Origin of the sequence: Pseudomonas sp. GM18 (assembly GCF_000282195.1) — a bacterium.
Classification (GTDB): Bacteria; Pseudomonadota; Gammaproteobacteria; order Pseudomonadales; family Pseudomonadaceae; genus Aquipseudomonas.
Genome location: NZ_AKJT01000042.1, coordinates 25,743 through 52,531 on the forward strand (window position 1 = coordinate 25,743; position 26,789 = coordinate 52,531).

Annotated in this window: 22 protein-coding genes; 8 read left to right on the forward strand and 14 right to left on the reverse strand. The window is 60.2% G+C overall.

Features of this window, described 5'->3' with window-relative positions; translation table 11 throughout:
• Positions 1-10 precede the first annotated feature (10 nt).
• The 3 genes from PMI21_RS15335 (at position 11) to fba (ending at position 1,857) form a co-directional block, all read left to right on the forward strand.
• The gene (locus PMI21_RS15335; protein ID WP_007937924.1) at positions 11-232 is read left to right on the forward strand and encodes a hypothetical protein; all 222 of its coding nucleotides are present in this window, start codon (positions 11-13) and stop codon (positions 230-232) included.
• Positions 233-288: 56 nt separating this feature from the next.
• Complete coding sequence (locus tag PMI21_RS15330; RefSeq protein WP_007937926.1) at positions 289-621, forward strand: MliC family protein; 333 nt, start codon at positions 289-291, stop codon at positions 619-621.
• 171 nt (positions 622-792) lie between these two features.
• Entirely contained in the window at positions 793-1,857 is a 1,065-nt protein-coding gene (gene fba, locus PMI21_RS15325) for a class II fructose-bisphosphate aldolase (protein WP_007937928.1), read from the forward strand.
• Between the two features lie 87 nt (positions 1,858-1,944).
• Here the strand turns inward: fba and PMI21_RS15320 are convergent, their stop codons facing one another.
• Both PMI21_RS15320 and PMI21_RS15315 read right to left on the reverse strand, forming a co-directional pair.
• Complete coding sequence (locus tag PMI21_RS15320) at positions 1,945-2,307, reverse strand: DUF6124 family protein (RefSeq protein ID WP_007937933.1); 363 nt, start codon at positions 2,305-2,307, stop codon at positions 1,945-1,947.
• Between the two features lie 627 nt (positions 2,308-2,934).
• Positions 2,935-3,603, reverse strand: a complete 669-nt coding sequence (locus PMI21_RS15315; RefSeq protein ID WP_007937935.1) for a polysaccharide lyase family 7 protein — start codon at positions 3,601-3,603, stop codon at positions 2,935-2,937.
• A 319-nt stretch (positions 3,604-3,922) separates the two neighbouring features.
• Here PMI21_RS15315 and PMI21_RS15310 point away from each other — a divergent pair, with 319 nt between their 5' ends.
• Genes PMI21_RS15310 through PMI21_RS15300 form a run of 3 tightly spaced genes read left to right on the forward strand, consistent with a single transcriptional unit; the run spans position 3,923 to position 6,911 of the window.
• Positions 3,923-6,046, forward strand: a complete 2,124-nt coding sequence (locus PMI21_RS15310) for a putative bifunctional diguanylate cyclase/phosphodiesterase (RefSeq protein WP_007937937.1) — start codon at positions 3,923-3,925, stop codon at positions 6,044-6,046.
• A gap of 45 nt (positions 6,047-6,091) precedes the next feature.
• Positions 6,092-6,583 carry a M48 metallopeptidase family protein gene (locus PMI21_RS15305; RefSeq protein WP_007937938.1) on the forward strand — a complete coding sequence of 164 codons (492 nt, stop codon included), beginning with the start codon at positions 6,092-6,094 and terminating at the stop codon, positions 6,581-6,583.
• Between the two features lie 31 nt (positions 6,584-6,614).
• Positions 6,615-6,911 (forward strand): winged helix-turn-helix domain-containing protein, encoded by a 297-nt coding sequence (locus PMI21_RS15300; RefSeq protein ID WP_007937940.1) that lies wholly within the window; start codon positions 6,615-6,617, stop codon positions 6,909-6,911.
• A 44-nt stretch (positions 6,912-6,955) separates the two neighbouring features.
• Here the strand turns inward: PMI21_RS15300 and PMI21_RS15295 are convergent, their stop codons facing one another.
• Entirely contained in the window at positions 6,956-7,408 is a 453-nt protein-coding gene (locus tag PMI21_RS15295) for a GNAT family N-acetyltransferase (RefSeq protein WP_007937941.1), read from the reverse strand.
• Positions 7,409-7,665: 257 nt separating this feature from the next.
• Here PMI21_RS15295 and PMI21_RS15290 point away from each other — a divergent pair, with 257 nt between their 5' ends.
• A complete protein-coding gene (locus tag PMI21_RS15290) occupies positions 7,666-8,403 on the forward strand; it encodes a substrate-binding periplasmic protein (protein ID WP_007937943.1) in 738 nt (245 codons plus the stop codon).
• 51 nt (positions 8,404-8,454) lie between these two features.
• Here PMI21_RS15290 and yccS read toward each other — a convergent pair whose 3' ends face one another.
• From yccS to betI, 9 genes are all read right to left on the reverse strand, one after another.
• Positions 8,455-10,638 (reverse strand): YccS family putative transporter, encoded by a 2,184-nt coding sequence (yccS, locus tag PMI21_RS15285; RefSeq protein WP_007937944.1) that lies wholly within the window; start codon positions 10,636-10,638, stop codon positions 8,455-8,457.
• A gap of 134 nt (positions 10,639-10,772) precedes the next feature.
• Positions 10,773-11,951: an NAD(P)/FAD-dependent oxidoreductase gene (locus PMI21_RS15280; protein ID WP_033063985.1), complete on the reverse strand. Its 1,179-nt coding sequence runs from the start codon at positions 11,949-11,951 to the stop codon at positions 10,773-10,775.
• Between the two features lie 137 nt (positions 11,952-12,088).
• On the reverse strand, positions 12,089-13,426 hold the full coding sequence (gene dbpA / locus PMI21_RS15275; protein WP_238541213.1) for an ATP-dependent RNA helicase DbpA: 1,338 nt from the start codon (positions 13,424-13,426) through the stop codon (positions 12,089-12,091).
• A 226-nt stretch (positions 13,427-13,652) separates the two neighbouring features.
• Complete coding sequence (mdtD, locus tag PMI21_RS15270) at positions 13,653-15,080, reverse strand: multidrug transporter subunit MdtD (protein ID WP_007937949.1); 1,428 nt, start codon at positions 15,078-15,080, stop codon at positions 13,653-13,655.
• A 136-nt stretch (positions 15,081-15,216) separates the two neighbouring features.
• The gene (locus tag PMI21_RS15265; RefSeq protein WP_007937951.1) at positions 15,217-16,566 is read right to left on the reverse strand and encodes a TldD/PmbA family protein; all 1,350 of its coding nucleotides are present in this window, start codon (positions 16,564-16,566) and stop codon (positions 15,217-15,219) included.
• On the reverse strand, positions 16,566-18,008 hold the full coding sequence (locus PMI21_RS15260; protein ID WP_007937953.1) for a TldD/PmbA family protein: 1,443 nt from the start codon (positions 18,006-18,008) through the stop codon (positions 16,566-16,568). The genes PMI21_RS15265 and PMI21_RS15260 overlap by 1 nt, the downstream gene beginning before the upstream one ends.
• A gap of 190 nt (positions 18,009-18,198) precedes the next feature.
• Entirely contained in the window at positions 18,199-19,902 is a 1,704-nt protein-coding gene (gene betA, locus PMI21_RS15255) for a choline dehydrogenase (protein WP_007937955.1), read from the reverse strand.
• 152 nt (positions 19,903-20,054) lie between these two features.
• Positions 20,055-21,527 carry a betaine-aldehyde dehydrogenase gene (betB, locus tag PMI21_RS15250; protein ID WP_007937957.1) on the reverse strand — a complete coding sequence of 491 codons (1,473 nt, stop codon included), beginning with the start codon at positions 21,525-21,527 and terminating at the stop codon, positions 20,055-20,057.
• Between the two features lie 110 nt (positions 21,528-21,637).
• A complete protein-coding gene (gene betI, locus PMI21_RS15245; protein ID WP_007937959.1) occupies positions 21,638-22,231 on the reverse strand; it encodes a transcriptional regulator BetI in 594 nt (197 codons plus the stop codon).
• Between the two features lie 380 nt (positions 22,232-22,611).
• Between betI and PMI21_RS15240 the strand changes: the two genes are divergently transcribed.
• The gene (locus tag PMI21_RS15240) at positions 22,612-24,561 is read left to right on the forward strand and encodes a BCCT family transporter (RefSeq protein ID WP_238541214.1); all 1,950 of its coding nucleotides are present in this window, start codon (positions 22,612-22,614) and stop codon (positions 24,559-24,561) included.
• 157 nt (positions 24,562-24,718) lie between these two features.
• On the opposite strand, the gene choV is transcribed toward PMI21_RS15240, so the two are convergent.
• Entirely contained in the window at positions 24,719-25,897 is a 1,179-nt protein-coding gene (choV, locus tag PMI21_RS15235) for a choline ABC transporter ATP-binding protein (protein ID WP_007937962.1), read from the reverse strand.
• Positions 25,894-26,739, reverse strand: coding sequence for a choline ABC transporter permease subunit (gene choW, locus PMI21_RS15230; protein WP_007937964.1), 846 nt, complete (start codon positions 26,737-26,739; stop codon positions 25,894-25,896). Before choW ends, choV begins: the two co-directional genes overlap by 4 nt.
• Positions 26,740-26,789: the final 50 nt, after the last annotated feature.

A 26,789-nucleotide genomic window follows, 5' to 3' on the forward strand; every position in this document is an offset into this window, starting at 1 on the left:
GAGTGTTCAGATGGTCCGGACATTAATGCTGTTGATCGCTGCGGGCCTGCTGGCGGCTTGTGGGAGTAACCCGAAAGCCACGTCGGAGCCCGCGCCATCCGCGTCGGATAAGGGCTGCTACCAGGCTGACTGGCAAGCGGAAACCAACCCGGTGATCAACAAGCGTTCCGGGCCCGATGGCCTGGACAAATACGAGACACAGACCCCGGCCAAGGAACATGGCTGCCCTTGACGGGTCTGACTCTTTACTCAGGGCTGGCGGCATGCGCCGTCAGTCGAGGAACATGGATGAAAGGTTTTATCGCCGTTACGGCGCTGGCATTGCTGGCAGGTTGTTCGAATTTCGACCTGTTCAAGCCTGCCGAATCAACGGACAACTGGACCACCTGGATCTGCGACAGTCAGGCCAAAGTGCTCTGGCGCTACACTGACGTCAGCCGCAAGGAAGTCGATGTTCGCCTGGGCGGCGCCGATCAGGTCTACCGTCTGAAGCTTGAACCGGGCGCCGAAGGTTCGCTGTACAGCAACGACATGCTGGCGTTTCACGTAAAAGGTGAGGAAGGCCTGGTGTACTGGGTCGCCACCAATGATTTGATCGGCCGCGGTTGTAAAGCGCAGTAATTGACACACCACGGACCTAATGTCCCACAGTGGTCCTGTGTAGTTCTTGAGATTTTAGTGACACCGAATTCGCAGCCCGGGCCAACCCCCGATCTGCAATAACTTGAATAGCCGCCGCCGCTACGGCAGGCTGGCACGATTAACGACCCTCAACCGGGAGAGACACACACAATGGCACTTATCAGCATGCGCCAGATGCTGGACCACGCAGCCGAGTTCGGCTACGGCGTTCCAGCCTTCAACGTCAACAACCTTGAGCAGATGCGCGCCATCATGGAAGCCGCTGACAAGACTGACTCCCCGGTGATCGTTCAGGCTTCGGCCGGTGCGCGCAAATACGCAGGCGCCCCGTTCCTGCGTCACCTGATCCTGGCGGCCATCGAAGAATTCCCGCACATCCCTGTGTGCATGCACCAGGACCACGGCACCAGCCCTGACGTCTGCCAGCGCTCCATCCAGTTGGGCTTCAGCTCGGTCATGATGGACGGCTCCCTGGGCGAAGACGGCAAGACCCCGACCGACTACGACTACAACGTCCGTGTTACCCAACAAACCGTGGCCATGGCTCACGCCTGCGGCGTTTCGGTAGAAGGCGAGCTGGGCTGCCTGGGTTCGCTGGAAACCGGCATGGCCGGTGAAGAAGACGGCATCGGCGCCGAAGGCGTTCTGGATCACAGCCAAATGCTGACCGACCCGGAAGAAGCCGCGGACTTCGTCAAGAAGACCCAGGTCGACGCCCTGGCCATCGCCATCGGCACCAGCCACGGCGCCTACAAGTTCACCAAGCCGCCTACCGGCGACGTGCTGGCCATCGACCGCATCAAGGAAATCCACAAGCGCATCCCGAACACCCACCTGGTAATGCACGGTTCGTCTTCGGTTCCGCAAGAGTGGCTGGCGATCATCAACCAGTACGGCGGCGACATCAAAGAAACCTACGGCGTACCGGTTGAAGAAATCGTCGAAGGCATCAAGCACGGCGTGCGCAAGGTCAACATCGACACTGACCTGCGTTTGGCCTCCACCGGTGCGATGCGTCGCCTGATGGCCACCAACCCGAGCGAGTTCGATCCGCGTAAGTTCTTCGGCGCGACGGTGACTGCGATGCGTGATGTGTGCATTGCGCGTTATGAGCAGTTTGGTACTGCCGGTAATGCTTCGAAGATCAAGCCGATTTCGTTGGAAGGGATGTATCAGCGTTACCTGAAAGGCGAGTTGAACGCTAAGGTGAACTGAGCCTGAGCGTTAAGCTGCGTTGATAAGAAACCCGCCGAGAGGCGGGTTTTTTATTGGGAGCAAGTTTGCTCGCCTTGCGAGCCGCAATTACTCCTTAGGTTCGACGTGATCCAGCGCCTGGTTCACCGCCAGTTCACCGAGCATGACCACTTGCGCAATACCCAATAGGGTCTTGCGATGTGAGGTCTCCAGCAGCGCCGCGAAATTGTTGAGCATGAGGGTGGCCGAGCCGAGTGTTTCGCTGGCGTTGGCCAGCAGGGCTTCGGTGTTGTACTTCGGATTGGCGAGGTACATGGGTTCGGGTTCGTTGGTGGAGGCCATGATCTGGGCGGCCGGGTTGAGGTAGTGGTCGAGGGCGCGTTCGGCGGCTTCGTGGAATTTTTTTGAATCGGGGGATTCGTAGGGGGAGGCCGGGTCTGTGACCGGCGGGTTTGGAGTTGGTTTGAACATTGGAATGGTATACCTCTCAGTAGAGCCGCAACCAATCTCGCTACTAAACGAATTAGGGTGGCAGCTGTGCGCAAGTTAGTAGACCGGACCACCAATCCAAAATCCGGCGCACCCTAGGGCGCCATGCGCACAGCCACCATCAAGTGCAGGCAAAGGCCCGACTGAATGGCACTTGTGCAGCCATCGAGGAAAGGTAGAGCGGGCTACTAAACCCGATCACTGCGAATCAGTGACACGAATCAAGTTACCGATGGGCCTCAAAGCGCGCAAGCCGGCGGATTCTGGCGTACCTGTAGGCGGTGACGCAAGCCGTTGTAGGCCTCATGAAGTAACGCTGAGTGTCTTTAAACGTTGGCGTTTAAGTGGGGGTTGATGCCGATCAGTGAAGAGATGGAGTTGGACATAAAGAACCTGTGGCGAGGGAGCAATCTTACGAGTTTTGCGGATGCCCGGATCGTTGTTGTGCCCGTAGCAGCTGCCGAGCTTGCGAGGCTGCGTTCGGCTGCGCAGCAGTCGTAAAATCAGGCTCCGCGTTTTTTCAGGTAGAACGTGTGCGCCGGATTACGACCGCTTCGCGGCCGAACGCAGCCTCGCAAGCTCGGCAGCTGCTACGGGGATCGAGTCGCCTCAGGTATCGTGATCGATATCCAGATGGCTGAACGTCACCTGCCCGCCCTCGCTGGTGTACCCGGTGTTGTCCTGCACATAAGCCCCGGCCTTGAAGTACAGCGGCTTATCACGCCACATCGTGCTGATGTCGGTGTCCCACTGGTAGCCCGCCGCGCTGATGCCCAATGCACCGCCCGGACTGAGATGGATGAAGTAGGAGAATTCCTGATCGAGTTTCACGCCGGTGGCGATGGTGATGACCCGGGGAGTGTCGTCGTCGGGGTGCATGCGGACTTTGGCGACGATGTTGCCGGTCGCGCTGGAGGTTTTGTATTGATACTCGACTTTCACCATCGGCTTCTGGCTGTTGTAAGCGTGAATCTGGCCAATGACGATTTTCCCTGAGCTGGGCACCTGGTTGACCGCGAGGGTCGCACGCAGGGAGTTGTCTGCATCGGGGTAATACCAGTTTTTCAGCGTGCCGTTGCTGTAGGTTTCGCGCAGTTCGGTGCGAGGGTAGATCGCATTTTCAGTGCGGGTGCCGGTGACCGGGGCCCAGAAAAACAAGGTGCCGGTGTCGGAGTGGAAGTATTGATCCTTGAAGCCGTCCACCAGCTTGGTGGTTTCGACGGTGTACGGCGGGCTGCCGACAGGAACGCTGAGGTTCCAGGTTGCGAGATCGATCATAATTCAAGCTTCCACATTTTTTACTGCACGTGCGTGCCAGAAGCTCTAGCCCGCGCCTTCGGGGGGGTCTTTATAAGCGTAGAAGAGATCTTTGTTAATGCCCGTTTGGCAAATGGCTGACGTCAACATCCTGTCGAAATGCCATCTTTCCCGGTTTACGGGGGCTGTAGGACTTACCGTTAGTCGGCTTCTGAAGCTTTGTCTAAATGCTGGCCCACTGACAGCTTCTGCTTTCGCGGATCCGGGTCTAGAGTGAAGTCGCAATAGGTGACCGGTTTTAACAACAGGCCGGCCTGACGCCCCGAACAAGAGATGCAGCATGGAATGCGCACAATCTAAGCCAGCTGAAGGCAACTCAATCCTGTTAATTGTTGATGATTACCCTGAAAACCTGATCAGCATGCGCGCGTTGTTACAGCGTCAGGATTGGCAGGTCATGACCGCGGCTTCCGGTTTTGAAGCCCTTGGCCTGTTACTCGAACACGATGTCGACCTGGTGCTGCTGGATGTGCATATGCCGGGTATGGACGGTTTTGAAGTGGCGCGCTTGATGCGTGGCAGCCAGCGAACCCGTCTTACGCCAATCATTTTTCTTACCGCCAACGAACAATCCCAGGACGCCGTGATCAAGGGCTACGCCAGTGGCGCGGTGGATTACCTGTTCAAACCGTTCGACCCGCAAATACTCAAACCCAAAGTCCAGGCGTTACTGGAACACCAGCGTAACCGCCGTGCCTTGCAGCGGCTGAGTCATGATCTGGAAGTCGCCCGGGCCTTCAATGCCTCGGTGCTGGATAACGCCGCCGAAGGCATTCTAGTGGTGGGCGAGGACGGGTTGATTCGCTTTGCCAACCCGGCAATGTCGCGCCTGCTCAATGCCAAGGTGGACGACCTGCAAGGCAAAGAGTTTCTGGATTTCCTGCAAAAACCGCACATTCCAATCTGGGCCGATTCCGAGCTGTTTGCCGGTTACAAACGCGGTGAGACCCTGCGCTTGCACGATGCGCTGCTGCGTACGGCGCCCGGCCAGCAAGTGCCGGTGGCGTTGTCTTGCGCGCCTTTGCCCGCCGAACAACATGCGATGGTGGTGACGGTGCTGGACATGTCGGTGGTGCGCCATCTGCATCAGCAGTTGGAGTTTCAGGCGGTGACCGACCCGCTGACCGGGCTGCTCAATCGCCGAGGGTTTTACCAGACCGTTGAAAACCTGCTGCTGCGTGGCGAACGCTCCGACAGCACTTGGGTGCTGTTGTACCTGGATCTCGACGGCTTCAAGCGGGTCAATGATTCCCTCGGCCACGATGCCGGTGACCGGGTGCTGCGTTGGGTATCCGAGCAGTTGAAGGCTTGCCTTCGGCCTTTCGATATTCTGGCGCGGATGGGCGGCGATGAGTTCACTGCGTTGCTGGATCTTGAGCACCCCGAGCAGGCGGCAAAGATTGCCGAGAAGCTCATCGAGCGGGTGTCGATCTGTCAGCAGATCGAAGGCATGGACATCGCCTTGGGCGCCAGCATCGGCATCGCCACTTATCCCGATTGTGGGTCTAATCTGGACGGGTTAATGCGCGCCTCCGACATTGCCATGTATGAAGCCAAGCGCGCCGGGCGTCAGCAATATCGCTTCTACGATCACGAAATGAACGGCCGGGCACGCTCGCGGCTGATGCTTGAAGAAAGCGTGCGCACGGCCATCGAGAACCGCGATTTCAACCTGGTGTATCAGCCTCAGGTGGCGATTGCCGATGGGCAGATCCGTGGGTTCGAAGCGTTGCTGCGATGGCAGCACCCGAGTGTCGGCGATGTACCGCCTGGGCTGTTTTTGCCGTTGCTGGAAGAGGCGCGGTTGATCAGTCGCCTGGGCAGCTGGATTTACCATCGAGGGGCCAAACAGCGCAAAGCCTGGGAAACCCTGTTTGCCGAAGATCTGGTGATGGGCATCAGCTTGAGCAGCACGCAATTCGGGTTACCCAACCTGGTCACCGAACTGCGTCAGGTGCTGGAGCGCCATGGCCTGAAGCCGCAGCAGCTGGAAGTCGAGGTCACGGAAGAGGCCTTGATGTCTAACCCCGACGAGACCCGCAAACAACTGCGTTTGCTGCGCAATCTGGGGGTGCGGGTGGCGCTGGATGACTTCGGCTCCGGGGCTTGTTCGCTGGCGCATTTGCGCGACCTGGAACTGGACACGCTAAAGCTCGACCGGCATTTGATCGCCCGGTTGCCGGGGTCCGAACGGGATGCGGCGCTGGCACGCAGTGTCATCGATTTGTGCAAACGGTTAGGTCTGCTGGTGATCGCCGAAGGGGTTGAAACGGTGGCGCAATATGAGTGGCTGCAAGCGAACGGTTGCCAGTATGTGCAGGGTTTCCTGGTGGCGCGGCCGTTGATGGCCGAGGACACCGGTTACTTTGTCGAGCCGTTCGACTGGGGCGCGCTGACGAGTTGAATTCGCTACACTGACGACCTTTTCGTGACGCGTGTTGCCGCTCCAATGACTGTGTTGAAATACCTCCAGGCCTATCCCGCCGCGTTGCAGGACCAGGTGCGCCAATTGATCGCCGAAGGTCGGCTGGGCGATTACCTGAGCCAGCGCTATCCGGAAAAACACGGGGTGCAGAGCGACAAGGCGCTGTACGCCTATGCCCTGGACCTCAAGCAGGAATACCTGCGTAACGCCCCGGCCATCGACAAGGTGTTGTTCGACAACCGCCTGGACCTGACCCACCGCGCGCTCGGTCTGCACACCGCGATCTCACGGGTGCAGGGTGGCAAGCTCAAGGCCAAGAAAGAAATTCGCATCGCCTCGCTGTTCAAGGACGCGGCGCCGCAGTTTCTGAAGATGATCGTGGTGCATGAGCTGGCGCACTTCAAAGAGTCGGATCACAACAAGGCGTTCTACAAGCTGTGCGAACACATGTTGCCGGGGTATCACCAGGTGGAGTTCGATTTGCGGGTGTACCTGACGTGGCGGGATATGCACTGACAGACCAAGATCTTCTACAAGGAGTGCATGGATGGACGTGAGCAAGACCAAGAGCAGCTTCTACCGCCGATTGTACGTGGCGTACCTGATCGACAGCGGGCTAGCCAGTAACGTCCCTGCATTGACCGAAGTGACCGGCATGCCCCGGCGCACGGCTCAGGACACCATCGCGGCGTTGGCGGATCTGGATATCGTTTGTGAATTCGAGCAGGAAGAAGGCGCACGCAACCACGCGGGGCGCTATCGGATTCGCGAGTGGGGGGCGATTGATCGGGGGTGGATCGAGCGTAATCTGCGGCAGATCAAAGCGGTGCTGGAGTATCCCTGAACTCCCGACCCCGATCGTTCCCACGCAGAGCGTGGGAACGATCATCACGGACGACGCATCCCGATATGCGGAATGTCATCCTCCAGGTATTCCTCACCCACCGCCACAAACCCGTACCGCCCGTAATACCCCTGCAAATGTGCCTGGGCCGAGAGGTAGATCGGCACTTCAGGCCAGTGCTTGGCGGCCTGTTTCAACGCCTGGCTCATTAACTCATGCCCAAGCCCGGCACCGCGTGCCGCGGGTGCGATGATCACCCGGCCAATCACCACGTCGCCGCCCTGCAGCTGCGGGTCGAGCAATCGCAGGTAGGCCACCAGCCGATCCCCGTCCCAACCCATCAAATGGCAAGTGTCACCTTCCAGGTCCTGGCCATCGATGTCTTGATAAACGCATTTCTGCTCGACGACAAACACTTCGGCGCGCAGCTGCAGAATGGCATATAGCTGCTCTTTGCCCAGATCGCTGTGGTGTTTGCAGACCCAATCGATTGTCATCTTCACATTCCTTGAACAACGTTGCTCCGATACTAAGCGCCCTGACGCGGGATGTCTTTATGGCAGAGGAATCTGTGATGAACGCCAAAATGCCATCATTCATTTCTCGCGAAACTGTCTTCTTTGTGTAATCTGCGATGAAGCGCTGTGCAATGGCCTCAATAAGCTAATGTTAGGACCTGGGTTCGCCGGTAGAGGGGCCTTGGAGTTTTGGCTGAAAAACACGTCGGGCAGCTCGCCCGCTAAGGATTTCTGGCATGCCGCGGTTTCATCGAGCGTTTGCTTTGATCGGATTGCTGTTGCTGACACAGACTGCGGCCGCGGAAAAGCTGCGTCTGGTAGCCGATGCCTGGCCACCCTTTACCGACGCCACGCTGGTTAATGGCGGGGTGGCCACGGACATCGTCAGCACCGCGCTGGCCCGGGCCGGTTATGCCAGTGATTTCGAACAGGTGCCGTGGGCGCGAGCCTTGTTTGGGGTGGGCGAGGGACGTTACGACGTACTGATCAACACCTGGTACACCGACGAGCGCACGAAGCTGGGGCAATTTTCCGGCGAGTACCTGCTCAACCGCGTGCGCTTTCTCAAGCGCAAAGACACGCCAATCGAATACAACAACCTGCAACAACTGCACACCTACCCGATAGCGGTGGTACGCGGTTATGCCTATTCGCACGAATTTGACGACGATGTGTCGTTGCAGAAAGTCCCGGTGCATAACTTCGCCATGGCCGTGCGAATGGTCGCGGCCGATCGGGTCAAGCTGACCCTGGAAGATGAGTTCGTCGCCCGGTATTACCTCGCGCGGGAGTCACCCAAAGTGCGCAATGCCGTGGAGTTCCTGCCAAAGCCGTTGAGCGAGAACAGCCTGCATATTCTGGTGAGCCTGAAGAACCCGGAGCATGAACAGATCGTCGCCGGTTTCGACCGCGAGATTGCGGCGATGAAGGCTGATGGGAGTTATGAGAAGTTGCTCAGGCAGCATGGGATGTGATCGCGGTGTTTGAGCTGACGCCTTCGCGGGCCCGCCCAGTCACTACACAACTCAGGCTTCGCTAGTATCCTTGATCAAATGCGCCGCCAACGTCCGTAACGGCCCCAATTGCCGGCAGATCAACGCCAGTTGCGTCTGCACCAGGCGCTGCCCCTCATCGATTTCATCCGGCATCTGCTCAAGCGCATTGGCCAGCGCTTCTTCCTCATCACTCTGAATCGCAATCGGCTGTTTGCTCGCCAGGCCCTGGGCGATTGCGTCGAGGCTGGTGGCCAGGCTCACGCCAGCACCGTCGATCAATTGCTCTCGCACATCCGACGGTAGTTGGGTTTCACGGTGTGCCCCCAGTCCCGACAAATAGCTGAGCAAGGTGTGCGACAGCACCAGGAAACGGAACCCGACATCCGCTTCCTTACGGAAGTGCCCCGGCTCCATCAGCATGTTGGCCAGCGTCGTCGACAACGCCGCGTCGGCGTTGTGCGCGTTGCGTCGGGCCAGGCGATAAGCCAGGTCATCGCTTTTACCGGCGGCGTATTGCTGCATGATCTGGCGCAGGTAAATGCTGTTGCAGGTCAGGGTATTGGCCAGCACTTTGTTCAGGCGTCGACCCTGCCAGTCCGGCAGGAACAGGAACACCGCCAGCCCGGCGATCAGGCTGCCGAGCAAGGTATCGAGCAGTCGTGGCAGGAACAGCCCGTAACCATCCCCGACCTGGTTGAAGCAGAACAGCACCATCAAGGTGATCGCCGCGGTCGCCAGGGTGTAGCGGGTCGTGCGGTTGGTAAAGAACACCACCCCGGCCACGATCGCGAAACACGACTGCACCAACGGGCTCGGAAACAGATCGAACAACGCCCAGGCCGCAGTCAGGCCGATGGCGGTGCCGATGATCCGCTGGCCAAGTTTGCGGCGGGTCGCGCCGTAGTTCGGCTGACAGACAAACAGCGTGGTGAGGATGATCCAGTAACCTTGCGAGGGGTGGATCAAATGCACCATCGCGTAGCCGATGCTCAATGCCAGGGGCAGGCGCAGGGCGTGGCGGAACAACAAGGACGTCGGCGTCAGCTGTGTGCGCAAGCGAATCCACACATCCTTGAGGCTGCGTGGTGAACGGTCGAGCAGGCTGCTGTCGGTGGCGTCTGCGAGCGCATCGGGGTTGCTGGCATCGCTGAGCAAACGGTCGAGGGTGCCAAGGTTGGCGGCCAATGCCCGCAACGAGCGCAACAGGCCGCGCCAGGCCGGATTGCTCTGGATGCGCAGGTGTTCGAGGGAGGCGTGCAGGTCGCTCAGGGCTTCGGCGAAGCTTGCGTCATAGGTGAACGGCTGGCGCATCTGGATCGATTCGGCCAGTGCGCGGCACGCCTTGCCTTGCTGGCGCAGCAGGCGCTGACAGCGGAACAGCACGTCGCTGTGGAAGAACGCCTCGGCCAGCGCGTTGTAGGGGTAGTGCGAGGAGCTGGCGCGCTCGTGGATGTCCTGGGCGAGGAAGTACAGTTTCAGGTAACGGCTGAGTTTCGCGCCCGGCCGGCCATCGCCGACCCGGTGCAGAATGATTTCCTTGGCGGCGTTCAGGGCCGCCACCACCCGCCCGTTCTGCTGGGCCAGTTCCAGGCGGCGTGCTTCCACGTCCAACTGCCGGATCGGTTCGAACAGCGACGATTTCAGTTTCAGGTAATAACCCAGTTCACGGAACAACCGCGCCAGGCTCTGTTGCACCGGCTGGTTGGAAAACAGCGCCTGCCACAGCACCGAGAGCAAGCCATACCACGCCGCACCGGCCACCAGCAGCACCGGCTCGTGCCAGAAATCAGTGACCGCGCCGCCGCGCTGGTCCACGCCGATCATGGTGTAGACCGACAGAATCAGCGTCGCCGAAGCAATCGCGCCATAACGTTCGCCCAGCGCACCGAGCATGGTCAGGCAGAAGCTGGCCAGGGCAAAGGCGATGATAAAGAGAATGGGGTAGGGGAAAAGCAGTTCGACGGACAGGGCGGCGACCATAAAACACACCAGCGTCACGGCCAGCGCGTTGAGGCGGCCCTGCCAACTGTCGTCGGTTTCGGCCAGGGCGCTGGCGATGATCCCCAGGAACAACGGGATCAGCAGCCCCATTTCATCCTGATACCAACACAGCGCCATGGTGCCGGTCAGGGCGATGAATACCCGAACGCTGTAACTGAATTTATCCAGCGCCCAGAGGCGACGCAGAGACTGCCGAAATGTGGTCGATGACATGAAGTGCGAAGGCCTTCCGAGGCAATGACGCTAAATTGAGCCACTAATGACGCCGACGCAATGGCGCCGATCACATCAGATAGCAAAATCTGTTCCCTATGTATTTTATGTTGCCTGTCAGGACGCCTTCGCGGTCAGACGTACTGCGCTGCCGCGTAACCGGAGGCCCAGGCCCATTGGAAGTTGAAACCACCCAGATGTCCGGTGACGTCGAGCACTTCACCGACGAAATACAGGCCAGGGCTTTTCAGCGATTCCATGGTTTTGGATGACACTTCGCGCGTGTCGACGCCACCCAGGGTCACTTCGGCCGTGCGGTAGCCTTCGGTGCCGGCCGGTACGACTTTCCAGCTCGCCAGTTTTTCGGCGATGTCTGCAATTTCCGCGTGGGTGTACTGCTTCATCGGTTTGGAGGCGAACCAGTTGTCCGCCAGCAGGTTGGCCATCTTCTTGGTGAAGATCTCACCGAGCAGGGTTTTCAACTCGCTGTTCGGGCGCTCGGCTTGCTGCTGTTGCAGCCAACTCGGTACGTCGTGGTCCGGCATCAGGTTGATTTCCACCGTGTCACCGGATTCCCAGAACGAAGAAATCTGCAAAATCGCCGGGCCGCTGAGGCCGCGGTGGGTGAACAGGATGTTCTCGCGGAAACTCTGGTCGTTGCAGCTCACCAGGCAATCCACCGACGTACCGGACAGCTCGGTGCACAGCTCCTTGAGCTGATCGGTGATGGTGAACGGCACGAGGCCGGCGCGGGTCGGCAGCAGGTCGTGACCGAACTGCTTGGCCACCTGATAGCCGAAACCGGTGGCGCCGAGGGTCGGAATCGACAGGCCGCCGGTGGCGATCACCAGGGATTGGCAAGTGATCTGGCCCAGCGTGGTATCCAGCAGATAACCGCTTTCGAGCTTCTCGATGGTCTGGATCGAGGTGTCCAGGTGCAGGCTGACGCCGACCTGATGGCATTCGTCGAGCAGCATGTCGAGGATGTCGCTGGATTTGTTATCGCAGAACAACTGGCCGAGTTTTTTCTCGTGGTACGGCACGCCGTGTTTGGCCACCAGACCGATGAAGTCCCATTGGGTGTAACGTGCCAACGCAGATTTGCAGAAATGTGCGTTCTGCGAGAGGAAATTGCCCGGTTCGGTGTACATGTTGGTGAAATTGCAGCGGCCACCGCCCGACATGAGGATTTTCTTGCCGGCCTTGTTGGCGTGGTCAAGCAACATCACCTTGCGCCCGCGCCCGGCGGCGGTCAGCGCACACATCAACCCTGCGGCGCCAGCGCCAATGATCACGACTTCGGTAGAGCGCAAAACGGTGTCCTCACACAATGATCGTTCCCACGCTCTGCGTGGGAATGCCGCCATGGACGCTCTGCGTCCGCTGTTATGTGACGCGGAGCGTCACGGGATGCATTCCCACGCAGAGCGTGGGAACGATCAGCAATCTCTTACAGGATGCGAACGCGCAGCGAACGGCCTTTGATCTTGCCGTCGTTCAAGCGCTGCAAGGCTTGCTTGGCGATCCCGCGTTCCACGGCCACATACGCCTGGAAGTCGAAAATCGCGATCTTGCCGACCTGGGCGCCAGGAATGCCCGCCTCACCGGTCAGTGCACCGAGAATGTCGCCCGGACGGACTTTGTCTTTGCGGCCCGCACCAATGCACAGCGTGCTCATCACCGGCAACAGCGGCCCGCCGCCCTGGGACGTGAGGTTATCCACCTGATCCCAATTCAACGGCGACTTCTGCAGTTGCTCGATGGCTTGGGCGCGGTGGGCTTCGGACGGTGCAACCAGACTGACCGCAATGCCTTTCTCACCGGCACGACCGGTACGGCCGACACGGTGAATGTGGATTTCCGAGTCACGGGCCAGTTCGACGTTGATCACCATGTCCAGTGCATCGATGTCCAGGCCGCGTGCGGCGACGTCGGTGGCAACCAGTACCGAGGTACTGCGGTTGGCGAACATGGCCAACACCTGGTCGCGATCGCGCTGTTCCAGATCGCCGTGCAGGCCGACGGCGGAGATGCCTTTGGACGTCAAGTGATCGACGGTTTCCTGAACCTGCTGTTTGGTGAAGCAGAACGCCACGCAGGACGCCGGGCGGAAGTGGCCGAGCACCTTGGTCACAGCGCTCATGCGCTCTTCCGGGGAAATCTCGTAGAAACGCTGCTCGATCTGCGTGTCGTCGTGGAACGCCTCGGCCTTCACTTGCTGCGGATTACGCATGAACTTCGACGCCAGCTGCTTGATGCCCACCGGATAGGTGGCGGAGAACAGCAGGGTCTGGCGACGTTCCGGGCACTGGGCGATGATTTCTTCGATGGAATCGTAGAAACCCATGTCGAGCATGCGGTCGGCTTCATCGAGGATCAGCGTGTTCAGGCCGTGAAGCACCAGCGAACCCTTGCGCAGGTGCTGCTGGATGCGCCCCGGAGTGCCGACGATGATGTGCGCGCCGTGCTCCAGCGAGCCGATCTGCGGGCCGAAAGACACACCGCCGCACAGGGTCAGAACCTTGATGTTGTCTTCGGAACGGGCCAGGCGACGGATTTCCTTGGCAACCTGGTCGGCCAGCTCACGGGTCGGGCAGATGACCAGCGCCTGGCAACCGAAGAAGCGCGGATTGATCGGGTTCAACAGGCCGATACCGAAGGCTGCGGTCTTGCCGCTGCCGGTCTTGGCCTGGGCGATCAGGTCCATCCCCTTGAGGATCACCGGCAAGCTTTGCGCCTGGATCGGCGTCATCTGGGCATAACCGAGGGAGTCGAGGTTAGCCAGCATGGCGGCGGACAGCGGCAAAGTATTAAAAGCGGTGGCGATGGTGGTCACGGGACTGGCCTGCAAAACAAAATGTCGCGCAGTGTATCAGTCCTGCGCTCTGCACCTGCAAATTATGGACGAGTAGCAGCTGCCGAGGCACGAGGCTGCGTTGCGTGTCCGCAGGACCGCCCCCCGGGGGGCCGCTTCGCAGCCCAACGCAGCCTCGTGCCTCGGCAGCTGCTACGGGTCAGTGCTCTATATCGTGCTCACGGCTGACCACTCGTCGGCCATCCTTTGGTGAAAGTTGCGAGAAGATGGTTGCAGCCAGCATCGCCATGATTCCGACCGTCACAAACGTCAGCTGGAACGCGCCCAGAACCGTGTCCACGCCGTCATTGCCGATCTCCGCCGTGAAGCCGCCGAGCAACGCACCAGCGCAGGCCACGCCGAGGCTCAGGGACAATTGCGCCACCACCGACAGCAAACTGTTGCCGCTGCTGGCGCTGGCGTCGTCGAGATCGATCAGGGTCACGGTGTTCATCGCGGTGAACTGCAAGGAGTTGATTGCCCCCAGAATCGCCAACTGGGCCAGCAACAGCCAATACGGCGTCTGCTCGCTGACCAGGCCCATGCTCGCCAGCATGATCCCCAGCGCCAGCGTGTTGCCGGTCAGCACGATGCGGTAGCCGAAACGTTCGATCAGCGGCCGCGCCACCGATTTGGCGACCATCGCGGCCGCGGCCAGGGGCAGCATGCTCATCCCGGCCTGTGACGGCGAATAGCCCAGCGCCACTTGCAACAACAACGGCACCAGGAACGGCAATGCGCCGCTGCCCAACCGGGCGAACAGATTGCCGAGGATGCCCACGGCGAAGGTCCGGGTCTTGAACAGCGATGGCGCAAACAGTGGATTGTCGGTGTGCCCGGCCCGCAGCCAATAGGCCGCCAGACACGCCATGCCGGCAAACAACAGCAACATCACCCGCAAGTGCGGCAGATGCAATTCGCCGAGGCCTTCCATGGCGATGGTGATCAGCACCATCGCCGCGCCGAACAGCAAAAAGCCCAGGCTATCGAAGCGGGTGCGTTCACTGCCGCGCAGGTCGGGAATGAATTTCCACACCGCGTAGCAGCCGACGGCACCCACCGGCAGGTTAATCAGAAAGATCCAGTGCCAGGTCAGGTATTGCACCATCCAGCCGCCCATGGTCGGGCCGATCAGCGGGCCGAGCAGGCCGGGAATGGTGATGAACCCCATGATCCGCACCAGATCCGAGCGCGGATACGCGCGCAGCACCACCAATCGCCCGACCGGCAACATCAAGGCGCCGCCCAGGCCCTGGATCACCCGGGCGCCGATCAGCATGCTCAGAGTGCTCGACAAGGCGCAGAGCAATGAGCCGATGCTGAACAACAGGATCGCGCCGAAGAAGATTTTCTTGGTGCCGAAACGGTCGGCGATCCAGCCGGAGGCGGGGATCAGCAAGGCGACAGTGAGCATGTAGGCGATGACCACGCCCTGCATGCGCAGCGGGTCTTCGGCCAGGTCCCGGGCCATGGCGGGGAGGGCGGTGTTGAGGATTGTCCCGTCGAGGGACTGCATGAAGAAGGCAATGGCGACGACCCACGGCAACCAGCGGGCGGTGACAGCGTCGAGAGGTGGGCGGTTGGGCATGGGACCTCTTGGTGTTAGAAATGATCGTTCCCACGCTCTGCGTGGGAATGCAGCCTGGGACGCTCCGCGTCCCTACCGAAGCGGACGCGGAGCGTCCATTGAGGCATTCCCACGCGGAGCGTGGGAACGATCTTTGTCAGAGGGTCAAGGTCAATCGGCTGACGAGCGCTCCCGGCAGCAATGCCGAAGACGTGTTCCGCTGACTGTAGGTGCTGGCCGACAACATCAGCTCGCGCTCCTCGGTCAGCGCTTCCAGCTGCGAACCCAGCAGGCTGTAGGCACTGTCATCAAACCGCATGGTGCTGACCGGTGCCTGAATCTCTCCGTTCTCGACCCAGAAGGTCGCGAACCGTGTCATCCCGGTCAGGCGCGCCGCCGGTTGGTCCGAGTAGTTCAGGTACCACAGGTTGCTGATGTACAAACCGGTGCCCAGTTGCTTGAGAATTTCGGCGTCAGGCAAAGCGCCGGCCGCCATGTTCAACGCACTTGGCGCTTCGCCGCCGCCGGCACCGTTGGCGGTCAGGCCGTATTCGGCGGCGCTGCGTGAACCGACCAGTTGCTCGTCAGCCTTGCCATCAACAATCAGCCTCAGATCGCTGCGCGGATAACCTTCACCCGAAAACGCCGGGCTCAGGGAACCGCTGACTTTTTCATCCAGTGACACCAACGGGCTGAACGAACTGTCGCCACCATAGAGCTTCTGCAATGGACTGCTCTTGCTGGCAATCGACTGCGCCGAGAACCCGCCCCAGCTGAGCATGCCCATGATTTCTTCCAGGGCCGCCGGTGCGAGGTACGCGCGGTACTGACCCGGTGCCAGTGTGCGCAATGGCCGACCCAGAAACGCCAACTGCTCGCGGGCCTGCTGGAAACGCCTGGCAAAGCCTTCGCTGTTCCAGTCGTGCCCGGCATAGCTGGCTTTCACCGCCTGACCGTTTTCATGGAACAGGCTGAAGTCGAAGTTGAAGCTGTTGGCCTGATGCCAGCCGAACGCGCCCGAAGAACTGGCGAAACCGCGACTGATCGGCCCGGCGGCATAGAAGCCGACCAGATCCAGCCCCTCGGCGGCCTGAGTGATTTCCGCGACCACCTGCTCGGTGTCCGGCAGCGGATGATCCTGCACGTTATTGCTTTGCCAGTCGTTGTGGTTGAGCAGCAGGTACGGGTCCTGAGGCAGCAACGGCAGGGTTTCGCGCAATTGTTGCAGGCTCTCGGCCAGACGCTGAAGATCGACTTCTGCATCGCCCGACAGCGTGATGTCGAGGTCGGCGTGGCGGCCATCGTTGATCAGTTTGAAGCCGATGTTTGCCTGCTGCACCTGGCCGGCCTGACGCACCTTGGCGTGGTTGAAGCGCACGAAGGCCGACGATTCGGCGGCGTAGCTGAGGGTGAACTGCTCAGGCGTGCGCAACGCATCGCGCAGCCAGCTGACCAAGGCCTTGAACGAATCGGCCTGGGTTTTTGAAGTGCTCGTGGACGTACTCATCAGGCATCTCCCCCAAACACATCAACGTTGCTGAACACACAGGCCGGCGACGCATGGCCGACGCGGATCACCTGGTTCGGTTCGCCCTTGCCGCAGTTCGGCGTGCCCAGCACCTTGAAGGTGCTGACGTCACCGACGGCGCGCAGGCTCTTCCAGAAATGCGCGGAAATCGCCCGGTAATTCGGGTTCTTCACCACGCCTTTGAGTTCGCCGTTTTCGATCAACTGGCCCCATTCGCAACCGAACTGGAATTTGTTGCGCGCATCGTCGATGGACCACGAACGGTTGGTGCTCATCAAAATGCCGTGTTCGATGTTGCCGATCAGTTGCTCAAGCGGTTGATCGCCAGGCTCGATGTTGAGGTTGGCCATGCGGTCGATCGGCGGGCGGTTCCAGCCGCAGGCGCGGCTGTTGGCCACGCCGTCGAGGCTGGCCCGGAACTGCGAGAGTGCGCCGCCCAATGGTCGCAGCAGTAAACCTTCCTTGATCAGAAATTGCTTGCTGGCGGCAGTGCCTTCGTCGTCATGGCCGTAGCTGGCGAGCTGTTCGGGGATGTCCGGGTCGAATGTCACGTTGAGCAGTTCGGAGCCATATTGCAGGTGGCCGAAGTCTTCTGCCTTGACGAAACTGGTACCGGCGTAATTGCGCTCGTCGCCGAGGATGCGGTCCAGTTCCAGCGGGTGACCGATGGACTCGTGGATCTGCAGCATCATCTGGTCGGGCATCAGCAACAGGTCGCGCGGGCCTTGCGGGGTGTTCGGTGCCAGCAGCAATTGCAGTGCCTGGTCGGCGACTTTCGGGCCGGAGCCGATCAGGCCGCAACGGCTGATCACATCAAAGCCGCCCTGCTGACCAAAATTCTCGCGGCCGAGGGTGCGGGTCTGGCTGTCGCTGCCGTCGTAGGCGGTGACGTCCATGCTCGGGTAGACGAAGCGCTGGGCCTGGCGCAGTTCGGCACCGGCGCTGTTGAGGTAGATCTGCTCGACGTTGGTGATACCGATGCTCGCCTGCCAGTTCACCAGGCGTTCGTCCTTGGGCACGGCAGCGGATTCGGCGCCGAGCAGTTGGTAGCAATCGCTGAGAGACGGGAAGGGCTGGTCGAGGCTTGGCGAGAAATAGTCGGCGCGGTCGCTGGAAACCGCTTGCTCACGCAAGTCGAGGAGCGCGTGGGGCTTGAGTCGACGGGCGTGTTGCTCGGCTTTCTCCAGCGCGGCTTGCAGCCCGGACTGGGACAGGTCGTTGGTCGCGGCATAGGCTTCGACGCCGTTGACCCGAACGGTCAGCATCGCACCTTCGTCCCGGCTCAGGCTCGGCGGTTCGGCGACGTTCTTGCGCACCGACAGGTACTGGCCGGACTCGCGTACATAACGCAGCGAAAAGAATTCAGCGCCCGTGCGCAACGCAGCGAAGCGCTGCTTGAGCTGGGGGTGGAAATCGAACATTCGGGAACCTCCTTGTTATGGAGTGGCGGCGAATCGATGTTGCGAGGGAGGGTGAAACGTTTGCGTGGCGCTAGATTAGGCCTGCGTGGGGGTAGGATCAAGTGAAGAGGGGGTGTAGGGGAATTTACCGCTTGAGTCGGCTGATCGTTCCCACGCTCTGCGTGGGAACGATCACTCTACGGTGTAACGATTATTGAGCGGTAGGGCTCACATCCCGCAAAGGCTTGCCCTTCACTGGTGCATCACCGGCCACGTAGTATTTGGCCTTGCTGCGTGGCAGTGGCTTGCGGCCGCGAATCTTGTCGGCGATTTTCTCGGCCATCATGATCGTTGGTGCGTTCAGGTTGCCGGTGGTGATGATCGGCATGATCGAGGCATCGACCACGCGCAGGGCTTGCATGCCGTGCACACGACCTTCGCCATCGACCACCGCCATCTCGTCGGAGCCCATCTTGCACGAGCAGGACGGGTGGAACGCGGTTTCGGCGTGCTCACGGATGAACTTGTCCAACTGCTCGTCGGTTTGCACGTCGATGCCCGGGCTGATTTCGCGACCACGGAAAGCGTCCAGCGCGGGCTGTTGCATGATTTCACGGGTCAGGCGGATGCCGTCGCGGAATTCCTGCCAGTCCTGCTCGGTGGCCATGTAGTTGAACAGGATGCTCGGGTATTCGCGCGGATCCTTGGACTTGGCCTGGATGCGACCGCGGCTTGGCGAACGCATGGAACCCATGTGCGCCTGGAAGCCGTGCTCTTTCACGCCGTTGCTGCCGTTGTAGTTAATCGCTACCGGCAGGAAGTGGTACTGAATGTTCGGCCATTCGAATTCCGGACGGGTGCGGATGAAACCGCCGGCTTCGAACTGGTTGCTGGCGCCGATGCCGGTGCCGTTGAACAGCCACTCGGCACCGATGGCCGGTTGGTTGTGCAGGAGCAGCGACGGGTACAGCGAGACCGGTTGGGTGCAGGCGTATTGCAGGTACAACTCGAGGTGATCCTGCAGGTTTTCACCGACGCCCGGCAGGTCGTGGACCACCGGAATATCGAGCTTTTTCAGCAGTTCGGCCGGGCCGACACCGGAGCGTTGCAGGATCTGCGGCGACGCGATCGCGCCGGAGCACAGCAGCACTTCCTTGCGGGCACGGACTTCAACGCGCTCTTCAGCCGCGCCGATCAGGTAACGCACGCCGACTGCACGCTTGCCTTCGAACAGGATCTTGTCGGTCAGGGCGTGGGTGACGATCGTCAGGGTCGAACGCTTCTTGGCGACGTCCAGGTAACCGCGAGCGGTACTGGAGCGACGGCCTTTGGGCGTCACGGTGCGGTCCATCGGGCCGAAACCTTCCTGCTGGTAGCCGTTCAGGTCTTCGGTACGCGGGTAACCGGCCTGCACGCCTGCTTCAACCATCGCGCTGAACAGCGGGTTGTTGCCGGCTTTGGGCGTGGTCACGCTGACCGGACCTTCGCCACCGTGGTAGTCGTTCGGGCCGATATCACGGGTTTCCGCCTTGCGGAAATACGGCAGGCAGTCGAGGTAAGTCCAGTCTTCCAGACCGGGCAGTTTCGCCCAGCCGTCGTAGTCCATGGCGTTGCCACGGATGTAGCACATGCCGTTGATCAGCGAAGAACCGCCCAGGCCCTTGCCGCGACCGCATTCCATCCGGCGACCGTCCATGTGTGGCTCTGGATCGGTTTCGTACGCCCAGTTGTAGCGACGACCTTGCAGCGGGAACGCCAAAGCCGCTGGCATTTGTGTGCGGAAATCCAGACGGTAATCCGGGCCGCCTGCTTCGAGCAGCAGGACGGTGACGCCTTCGTCTTCAGTAAGACGGGTCGCCAGGGTGTTACCGGCGGAGCCGGCACCGATGATGATGTAATCGAATACTTGGGACATTGAATGCACCCTCTTTGAAGTGGTCAGGTCGCCCGTAGCAGCTGCCGAGGCACGAGGCTGCGTTGGGCTGCGCAGCGGCCCCCGAGGGCGGCCCTTCGGACCGCAACGCGGCCTCGTACCTCGGCAGCTGCTACAGGTTGTGCGCGGGTGCCTTAGAAAACCGAGGCGTAATCGCCCAGTTCGACCTGTACCGATTTGATGCGTGTGAAGTTGTTCAGCGAGCTGATGCCGTTCTCACGGCCCACGCCCGACTGCTTGTAGCCGCCGACCGGCATCTTGGCGTCGGACTCGCCCCAGGCGTTGATCCAGCAGATACCGGCTTCCAGTTGATGAATCACGCGGTGTGCGCGGTTCAGGTCTTTGGTGACAACACCAGCCGCCAGGCCGAAGTCGGTGTCGTTGGCGCGACGGATCACTTCTTCTTCGGTTTCGTAACTCAGGATGCTCATTACCGGGCCGAAGATTTCTTCGCGAACGATGGTCATCTCGTCGGTGCAGTCGGTGAACACGGTCGGGGCCACGAACGCGCCTTTTGCGAATTCACCGTCGGTCAGACGATCGCCGCCGCACAGCAGGCGAGCGCCTTCTTCCTTACCTTTGGCGATGTAACCGAGCACGCTTTCCATGTGGGCGAAGCTGACCAGTGGGCCGAAGTTGGTGTTTTCGTCTTCCGGATTGCCGACGCGGATGCGCGCAACGCGCTCAACGATCTTGGCTTCGAACGCGGCTTTCAGGTGGCTCGGAACGAACACGCGAGTGCCGTTGGTGCAGACCTGACCGGAGCTGTAGAAGTTGGCCATCATCGCGGTGTCGGCGGCGCGATCGAGGTCGGCGTCGTCGAAAATGATCAGCGGGGATTTGCCGCCCAGTTCCATGGTCACGTCTTTGAGCGTAGAGCCCGAAGCGCTGGCCATGACCTTCTTGCCGGTGTCGGTGCCGCCGGTGAAGGAGACTTTTTCGATGCGTGGGTGCTCGGTCAGCCAGGTGCCGACTTCACGACCGCTGCCGGTCAATACGTTGAACACGCCGGCTGGCAGGCCAGCTTCGGTGTAGATTTCGGCCAGTTTCAGAGTCGTCAGCGAGGTGACTTCGCTTGGCTTGAAGATCATCGCGTTACCGGCCGCCAGGGCTGGAGCGGATTTCCACAGGGCGATCTGGATCGGGTAGTTCCATGCGCCGATACCGGCCACGATGCCCAGTGGCTCGCGACGGGTGTAGACGAAAGAAGTGGTGCGCAGCGGAATCTGCTCGCCTTCGATGGCCGGTACCAGACCTGCGTAGTACTCCAGCACGTCAGCGCCGGTGACGATGTCGACGTAACGGGTTTCGGAGTACGCCTTGCCGGTGTCCAGGGTTTCCAGGGCGGCCAGTTCATCGTTGCGCTCACGCAGGATGTCCACGGCACGACGCAAGATGCGCGAACGCTCCATGGCGGTCATCGCGGCCCAGATTTTCTGGCCCTTTTCGGCACTGACCACTGCACGCTCGACGTCTTCCTTGGTCGCACGCTGTACTTTTGCGAGGACTTCACCGTTAGCCGGGTTGATGGCTTCGAAGGTGGCGTCGCTGCTGGCGTCGGAGTAACCGCCGTCGATGTAGAGTTTTTGCAGTTCGAAACGGGCCATAGTGTCCTCGCAAGTGCATTAAGTGGTTGGCGTTGACCACTGGGCGTGCCGTGTTGCCGGGGCGACGCTGGTCAGTGGCGGTTCAGGGGCTGAGCGGTCTTATGTGTGCTCTAACTCACCTGCTTGGCCAATTGGATATCCATGTATTCGTAAGCAATCCGTTGCGCCTGCTCGGTGTCGAAAGCATCTCCCGACAGCGCGCCGCGCAACCACAAACCGTCAATGAGGGCTGCCAGGCCACGGGCGGCGCTGCGTGCTTGATCAAGCGGCAGCGCACGGCGGAACTGGCAGCACAGGTTGGAATACAGACGGTGATCGTTGATCCGCTGCAACCTGTGCAAAGACGGTTGGTGCATGCTGGTGGCCCAGAAGGCCAACCAGGTTTTCATTGCCGGGCCATTGACCTGGCTGGCGTCGAAGTTGCCTTCGATAATCACCTGCAGATGCGCCCGTGGGCTGTCATCTGCCATCGCCTGACGGCGTGCGGTGACGTTCTCGCTGAGGACGCTCATCAGATACCGCATCGTGGCGGCGATCAGGCCATTCTTGTCCTGAAAATAGTGACTGATGATGCCATTCGAGACACCGGCCAAACGGGCGATCAGCGCAATGCTGGCGTCCCCCATGCCGACCCGATCGACGGCCAGTAGCGTGGCTTCGATCAATTGCTGGCGGCGGATGGGTTGCATACCGACCTTGGGCATCTTGCACATCTCCTTAGGCCTCCCGGTGGACGAAATACGCCTACCGGATTGAGGGCCAGTCTATTTTGTTTTGATTGAACGTTCAATCAACAAAGAATAAGATCTGCGACAATTCGTCGCTGCCTACAGGTTTTTCCTACGTGTAGTGGGCGGAAAAACGACATCTGAAAATGCTCGAAACCCACACGCACTGGCGTTCCATGGGTTTCGGGCTTTTTTCGGGGTGTCTTTATATCACCCGCCGGTCGGCTGCCAACTAATCGATTGGTCGGGTAACGCGTTGCCTTGTGTTCTTCTCTCGCACTGCCCGGAGCATCTGTGCCATGAGTTCTGCCTCTCTAATAAAGACCCCACCCGAGAAGGTGACGGTCAACGGTTGGGTGTTCTACACCTCTACCGCGTTGATTCTGTTGTTGACCGCCATTCTGATCATCGCCCCGCAAGAGGCCGGCAGAATGCTCGGCATTGCCCAGGCCTGGTTGTCCCGCAGCTTCGGCTGGTACTACATGGTGGTGATTGCCGCCTACCTGGTGTTTGTGGTTGGCCTGGCGTTTTCGTCCTACGGCAAGCTCAAGCTGGGCAGCAAGGACGATACACCGGACTTCAGCTACGGCGCCTGGGCGGGGATGCTGTTCTCGTCGGGTATCGGCATCTCGCTGTTGTACTTTGGCGCTTCCGAGCCGCTGGACCACTACTTCAATCCACCGGAAGGCGTGGCCGGCAGCAACCTTGCCGCACGTCAGGCAGTGCAGCTGACGTTCCTGCATTGGGGCCTGCATGGCTGGGCAATCTATGCCTTGGTCGGCTTGGCCGTGGCGTACTTTGCTTATCGTCATAACCAGCCGTTGGCATTGCGTTCGGCGCTGTATCCACTGGTCGGCGAGCGTTGGGTCAAAGGCGCGGCCGGTCATGCGGTGGACGGCTTCGGCATGTTCGTGACCCTGTTGGGGCTGGTGACGAACGTGGGGATCGGTTCGTTGCAAGTGTCGTCGGGCCTGGAAAACCTGTTCGGCATGGAACACAGCAACACCAACCTGCTGATCGTGATCATCGTGATGAGCACCGTGGCGACCATCGCAGCGGTGTCCGGCGTGGAAAACGGCATTCGTCGTTTGTCCAACCTGAACATCGTGCTGTTCAGCGGCCTGCTGATTTTCGTGCTGTTGTTCGGCCCGACCTTGCACCTGCTCAACGGCTTTGTGCAGAACATCGGCGACTACCTCAATGGCGTGGTGCTGAAGACCTTCGACCTCTACGTGTACGAAGGCGACAGTGAGAAGTCCGACCGCTGGTTGGGCCTGTGGACCCTGTTCTACTGGGCCTGGTGGATTTCTTGGGCACCATTTGTCGGCATGTTCATCGCGCGTATTTCCCGTGGTCGCACGGTGCGTGAACTGGTCGCCGGTGTGCTGCTGATTCCGCTGGGTTTCACCCTGGCATGGCTGTCGATCTTCGGTAACTCGGCCCTGGACCTGGTGATGAACCATGGGGCGGTGGAACTCGGGAAGACCGCGCTGGAACAGCCGTCGATGGCGATCTATCAGTTGCTTGAGCATTACCCAGCGTCGAAAGTTGTAATTGGCGTGTCGATTTTTGTTGGCTTCGTGCTGTTCCTGACCCCGGCGGACTCCGGCGCGGTGATGATGGCCAACCTTTCGTGCAAGGGCGGCAACGTCGACGAAGACGCGCCGCACTGGCTGCGGATTTTCTGGTCGGTGGTGATCACCCTGGTGACCATCGGTCTGCTGTTCGCCGGTAACTTCGAAGCCATGCAAACCATGGTGGTGCTGGCGGGGCTGCCGTTCTCGGTGGTGCTGGTGTTCTTCATGTTCGGCTTGCACAAGGCCATGCGCCAGGACGTGCAGATCGAACAGGAGCAAGCGGAGCTGGCAGCACGTGGTCGTCGTGGTTTCAGCGAGCGTCTGACTCAATTGGATCTGCAACCGAATCAGTCGATCGTTCAGCGCTTCATGGACAAGCAAGTCAGTCCGGCGTTGGAAGAGGCGGTGGTTCAACTGCGTGGCAAGGGCCTGGACGTGCAAACGTTGCTGGGTAAAGCCAAGCGTTGCATGGGTCTGCGGATCGAGATGGAAGAGGGCAACCCTTTTGTCTACGAAGTGAGCCTGGACGGTTATCTGGCGGCAGCGAGTGAAACGGTGTCGGCCGAAAGTGCTGATGAACCGCGCGCACGTTACTACCGCGCCGAGGTGTACCTGCACAATGGCAGCCAGGACTACGACCTGATGGGCTTCACCCGGGATCAGATCACCCGTGACGTGCTTGATCAGTTTGAAAGCCATCGGCAGTTGCTTGGCCGGGTTTATAGCTGAGTAGCGATATGATCGTTCCTGCGCTCTGCGTGGGAACGCCAAGGGGCTCAATTGAGCCCCTTTTTTGTGCCTTGTCGATCGTTCCCACGCGGAGCGTGGGAACGATCAACAAAAACGCCGCGATCATCTCGCGGCGTTTTTGTGTCTGCTGTCTTGCTTACCCCAGGTTCTTGCCGAGCAGCGCATGGTACAGCTCGCTGTCGCCCAGGATCCCGACCACTTTGTTGTTGTCGTGCAGCACCAGCTTGTTGCCGGTCTGGTAACGAATCTGCAGCGCGTCGCGCATGCCGATGTTGGAGTCCACCAGCGTTGGTCGACGACCCAGGGCTTCAACCGCTTGCCCCGGTATCCAGTTCTGCAGGTCCAGGCTCGAGCCATTCTGGCGCGCGCCTTTGATGGTGTTGCCTTCGGCCAGGTCCAGCCACGAATCGCCACCCGGGTCCAGGCACACCGAACCGTTGATGCGTTTGCAGTTGTCCAGGGTGCGCATCAGGCTGCGACCGCACAGTACGTTCAGCGGGTTGGTATGAGCGACGAAGGTGCGCACGTAATCGTCCGCAGGGTTCAGGACGATTTCTTCCGGCACGCTGTACTGGATGATCCGGCCGTCTTTCATGATCGCGATACGGCTGCCCAGCTTCAGGGCTTCGTCGAGGTCGTGGCTCACGAAGACAATGGTCTTGCTCAGCTTGTTTTGCAGTTCCAGCAGTTCGTCTTGCAGGCCTTGGCGAATCAGCGGGTCGAGGGCCGAGAACGGTTCGTCCATCAGCAGGATGTCGGCGTCCATCGCCAGCGCACGGGCCAGGCCGACACGCTGTTGCATGCCGCCGGAGAGCTCATTGGGCTTCTTGTTGCGCCACTGGGTCAGGCCCACCAGCTCAAGCTTCTCGTCCACCAGTTTGCGGCGTTCTTTCTCGGGGCGACCCTGCATTTCCAGACCGAAGCTGATGTTCTCGCGCACCGTCAGCCAGGGCATCAGGGCGAACTTCTGGAACACCATCGCGATGCGCTTGGTGCGCATCATTTTCAGTTCCGCCGGGGTGCAGGACGCGATGTCGATCTGCCGGCCTTCGTGTTCGACGAACAACTTGCCACGGCTAACGGTGTTGAGGCCGTTGATGCAGCGCAACAGGCTGGATTTGCCGGAGCCGGACAAACCCATCAACACGCAGATTTCACCTTTCTCGATGTCCAGGCTGGCCTTTTCGACACCGACGATTTGCCCGGTCTTTTTCAGAATCTCGTTGCGGGTCATGCCCTGGTCGAGCAGTTTGAGAGCCGCGCGTGGATCTTTGGAGAAGATCACGTCCACGTCTTCGAAGCGAATAATGCTCATGCGTCACCCCCTACTTTGGCTTCGGGTTGTTTGCAGATACGGTCGAGCATGATCGCCAGCAGTACGATCGCCAGGCCTGCTTCAAAGCCCAGTGCGATATCAGCAGTGTTCAGTGCGTTGACCACGGGTTTGCCCAGGCCGTCGGCGCCCACCAGTGCCGCAATCACCACCATCGACAACGACAGCATGATGCACTGGGTGATACCGGCCGCGATGCTTGGCATGGCGTGGGGCAGTTCGATGCGCGAGAGCAACTGACGGCGGGAGCAGCCAAAGGCTTTGCCGGCGTCCATCAGTTCGTCCGGAACATCGCGGATACCCAGGTAGGTCAGGCGGATGGGCGCGGCAATCGCGAACACCACCGTCGAGATCAGACCCGGGACCACACCCAGACCGAAGAGGGTCAGGGTAGGAATGAGGTACACGAACGTCGGTACGGTCTGCATCAGATCGAGCACCGGCCGCATCATTGTGTAGAACATCGGTTTGTGCGCGGCGACGATGCCCAACGGCACGCCGATCACCACGCAGACCAGGGTGGCGAACAACACCTGGGCGAGGGTTTCCATGGTTTCCTGCCAGTACCCCAGATTGAGGATCAGCAGAAAGGAGGCGATGACGAAAACGGTCAGGCCCCATTTGCGTTGGATGAAATGTGCCAGTAGCGCGATGAGGCCGATCAATGCCAGCGGGTTGAACCAGGTCAGCGCAAAAGTCACGCCGTGGATCATCGTTTCCAGTGACACGGCGATGGCGTCGAAGGTGCTGGCGCCGTGTTGCGTCAACCATTCAACGAAGCTCGCGATGTACTGGCCTAAAGGTATTTTCTGATCAATCAGCATGGTAGTGAACGTCCGCATGCAAGGAAATAAACAGCCCGGGCGGGCGAGCC

Bases quoted from the DNA above. Each gene is read 5' to 3' on its own strand.
- PMI21_RS15335 (WP_007937924.1), top strand. From the start codon at position 11: ATGGTCCGGACATTAATGCTGTTGATCGCTGCGGGCCTGCTGGCGGCT.
- PMI21_RS15330 (WP_007937926.1), top strand. From the start codon at position 289: ATGAAAGGTTTTATCGCCGTTACGGCGCTGGCATTGCTGGCAGGTTGT.
- fba (WP_007937928.1), top strand. From the start codon at position 793: ATGGCACTTATCAGCATGCGCCAGATGCTGGACCACGCAGCCGAGTTC.
- PMI21_RS15320 (WP_007937933.1), bottom strand. From the start codon at position 2,307: ATGTTCAAACCAACTCCAAACCCGCCGGTCACAGACCCGGCCTCCCCC.
- PMI21_RS15315 (WP_007937935.1), bottom strand. From the start codon at position 3,603: ATGATCGATCTCGCAACCTGGAACCTCAGCGTTCCTGTCGGCAGCCCG.
- PMI21_RS15310 (WP_007937937.1), top strand. From the start codon at position 3,923: ATGGAATGCGCACAATCTAAGCCAGCTGAAGGCAACTCAATCCTGTTA.
- PMI21_RS15305 (WP_007937938.1), top strand. From the start codon at position 6,092: ATGACTGTGTTGAAATACCTCCAGGCCTATCCCGCCGCGTTGCAGGAC.
- PMI21_RS15300 (WP_007937940.1), top strand. From the start codon at position 6,615: ATGGACGTGAGCAAGACCAAGAGCAGCTTCTACCGCCGATTGTACGTG.
- PMI21_RS15295 (WP_007937941.1), bottom strand. From the start codon at position 7,408: ATGACAATCGATTGGGTCTGCAAACACCACAGCGATCTGGGCAAAGAG.
- PMI21_RS15290 (WP_007937943.1), top strand. From the start codon at position 7,666: ATGCCGCGGTTTCATCGAGCGTTTGCTTTGATCGGATTGCTGTTGCTG.
- yccS (WP_007937944.1), bottom strand. From the start codon at position 10,638: ATGTCATCGACCACATTTCGGCAGTCTCTGCGTCGCCTCTGGGCGCTG.
- dbpA (WP_238541213.1), bottom strand. From the start codon at position 13,426: ATGCTGGCTAACCTCGACTCCCTCGGTTATGCCCAGATGACGCCGATC.
- mdtD (WP_007937949.1), bottom strand. From the start codon at position 15,080: ATGCCCAACCGCCCACCTCTCGACGCTGTCACCGCCCGCTGGTTGCCG.
- PMI21_RS15265 (WP_007937951.1), bottom strand. From the start codon at position 16,566: ATGAGTACGTCCACGAGCACTTCAAAAACCCAGGCCGATTCGTTCAAG.
- PMI21_RS15260 (WP_007937953.1), bottom strand. From the start codon at position 18,008: ATGTTCGATTTCCACCCCCAGCTCAAGCAGCGCTTCGCTGCGTTGCGC.
- betA (WP_007937955.1), bottom strand. From the start codon at position 19,902: ATGTCCCAAGTATTCGATTACATCATCATCGGTGCCGGCTCCGCCGGT.
- betB (WP_007937957.1), bottom strand. From the start codon at position 21,527: ATGGCCCGTTTCGAACTGCAAAAACTCTACATCGACGGCGGTTACTCC.
- betI (WP_007937959.1), bottom strand. From the start codon at position 22,231: ATGCCCAAGGTCGGTATGCAACCCATCCGCCGCCAGCAATTGATCGAA.
- choV (WP_007937962.1), bottom strand. From the start codon at position 25,897: ATGAGCATTATTCGCTTCGAAGACGTGGACGTGATCTTCTCCAAAGAT.
- choW (WP_007937964.1), bottom strand. From the start codon at position 26,739: ATGCTGATTGATCAGAAAATACCTTTAGGCCAGTACATCGCGAGCTTC.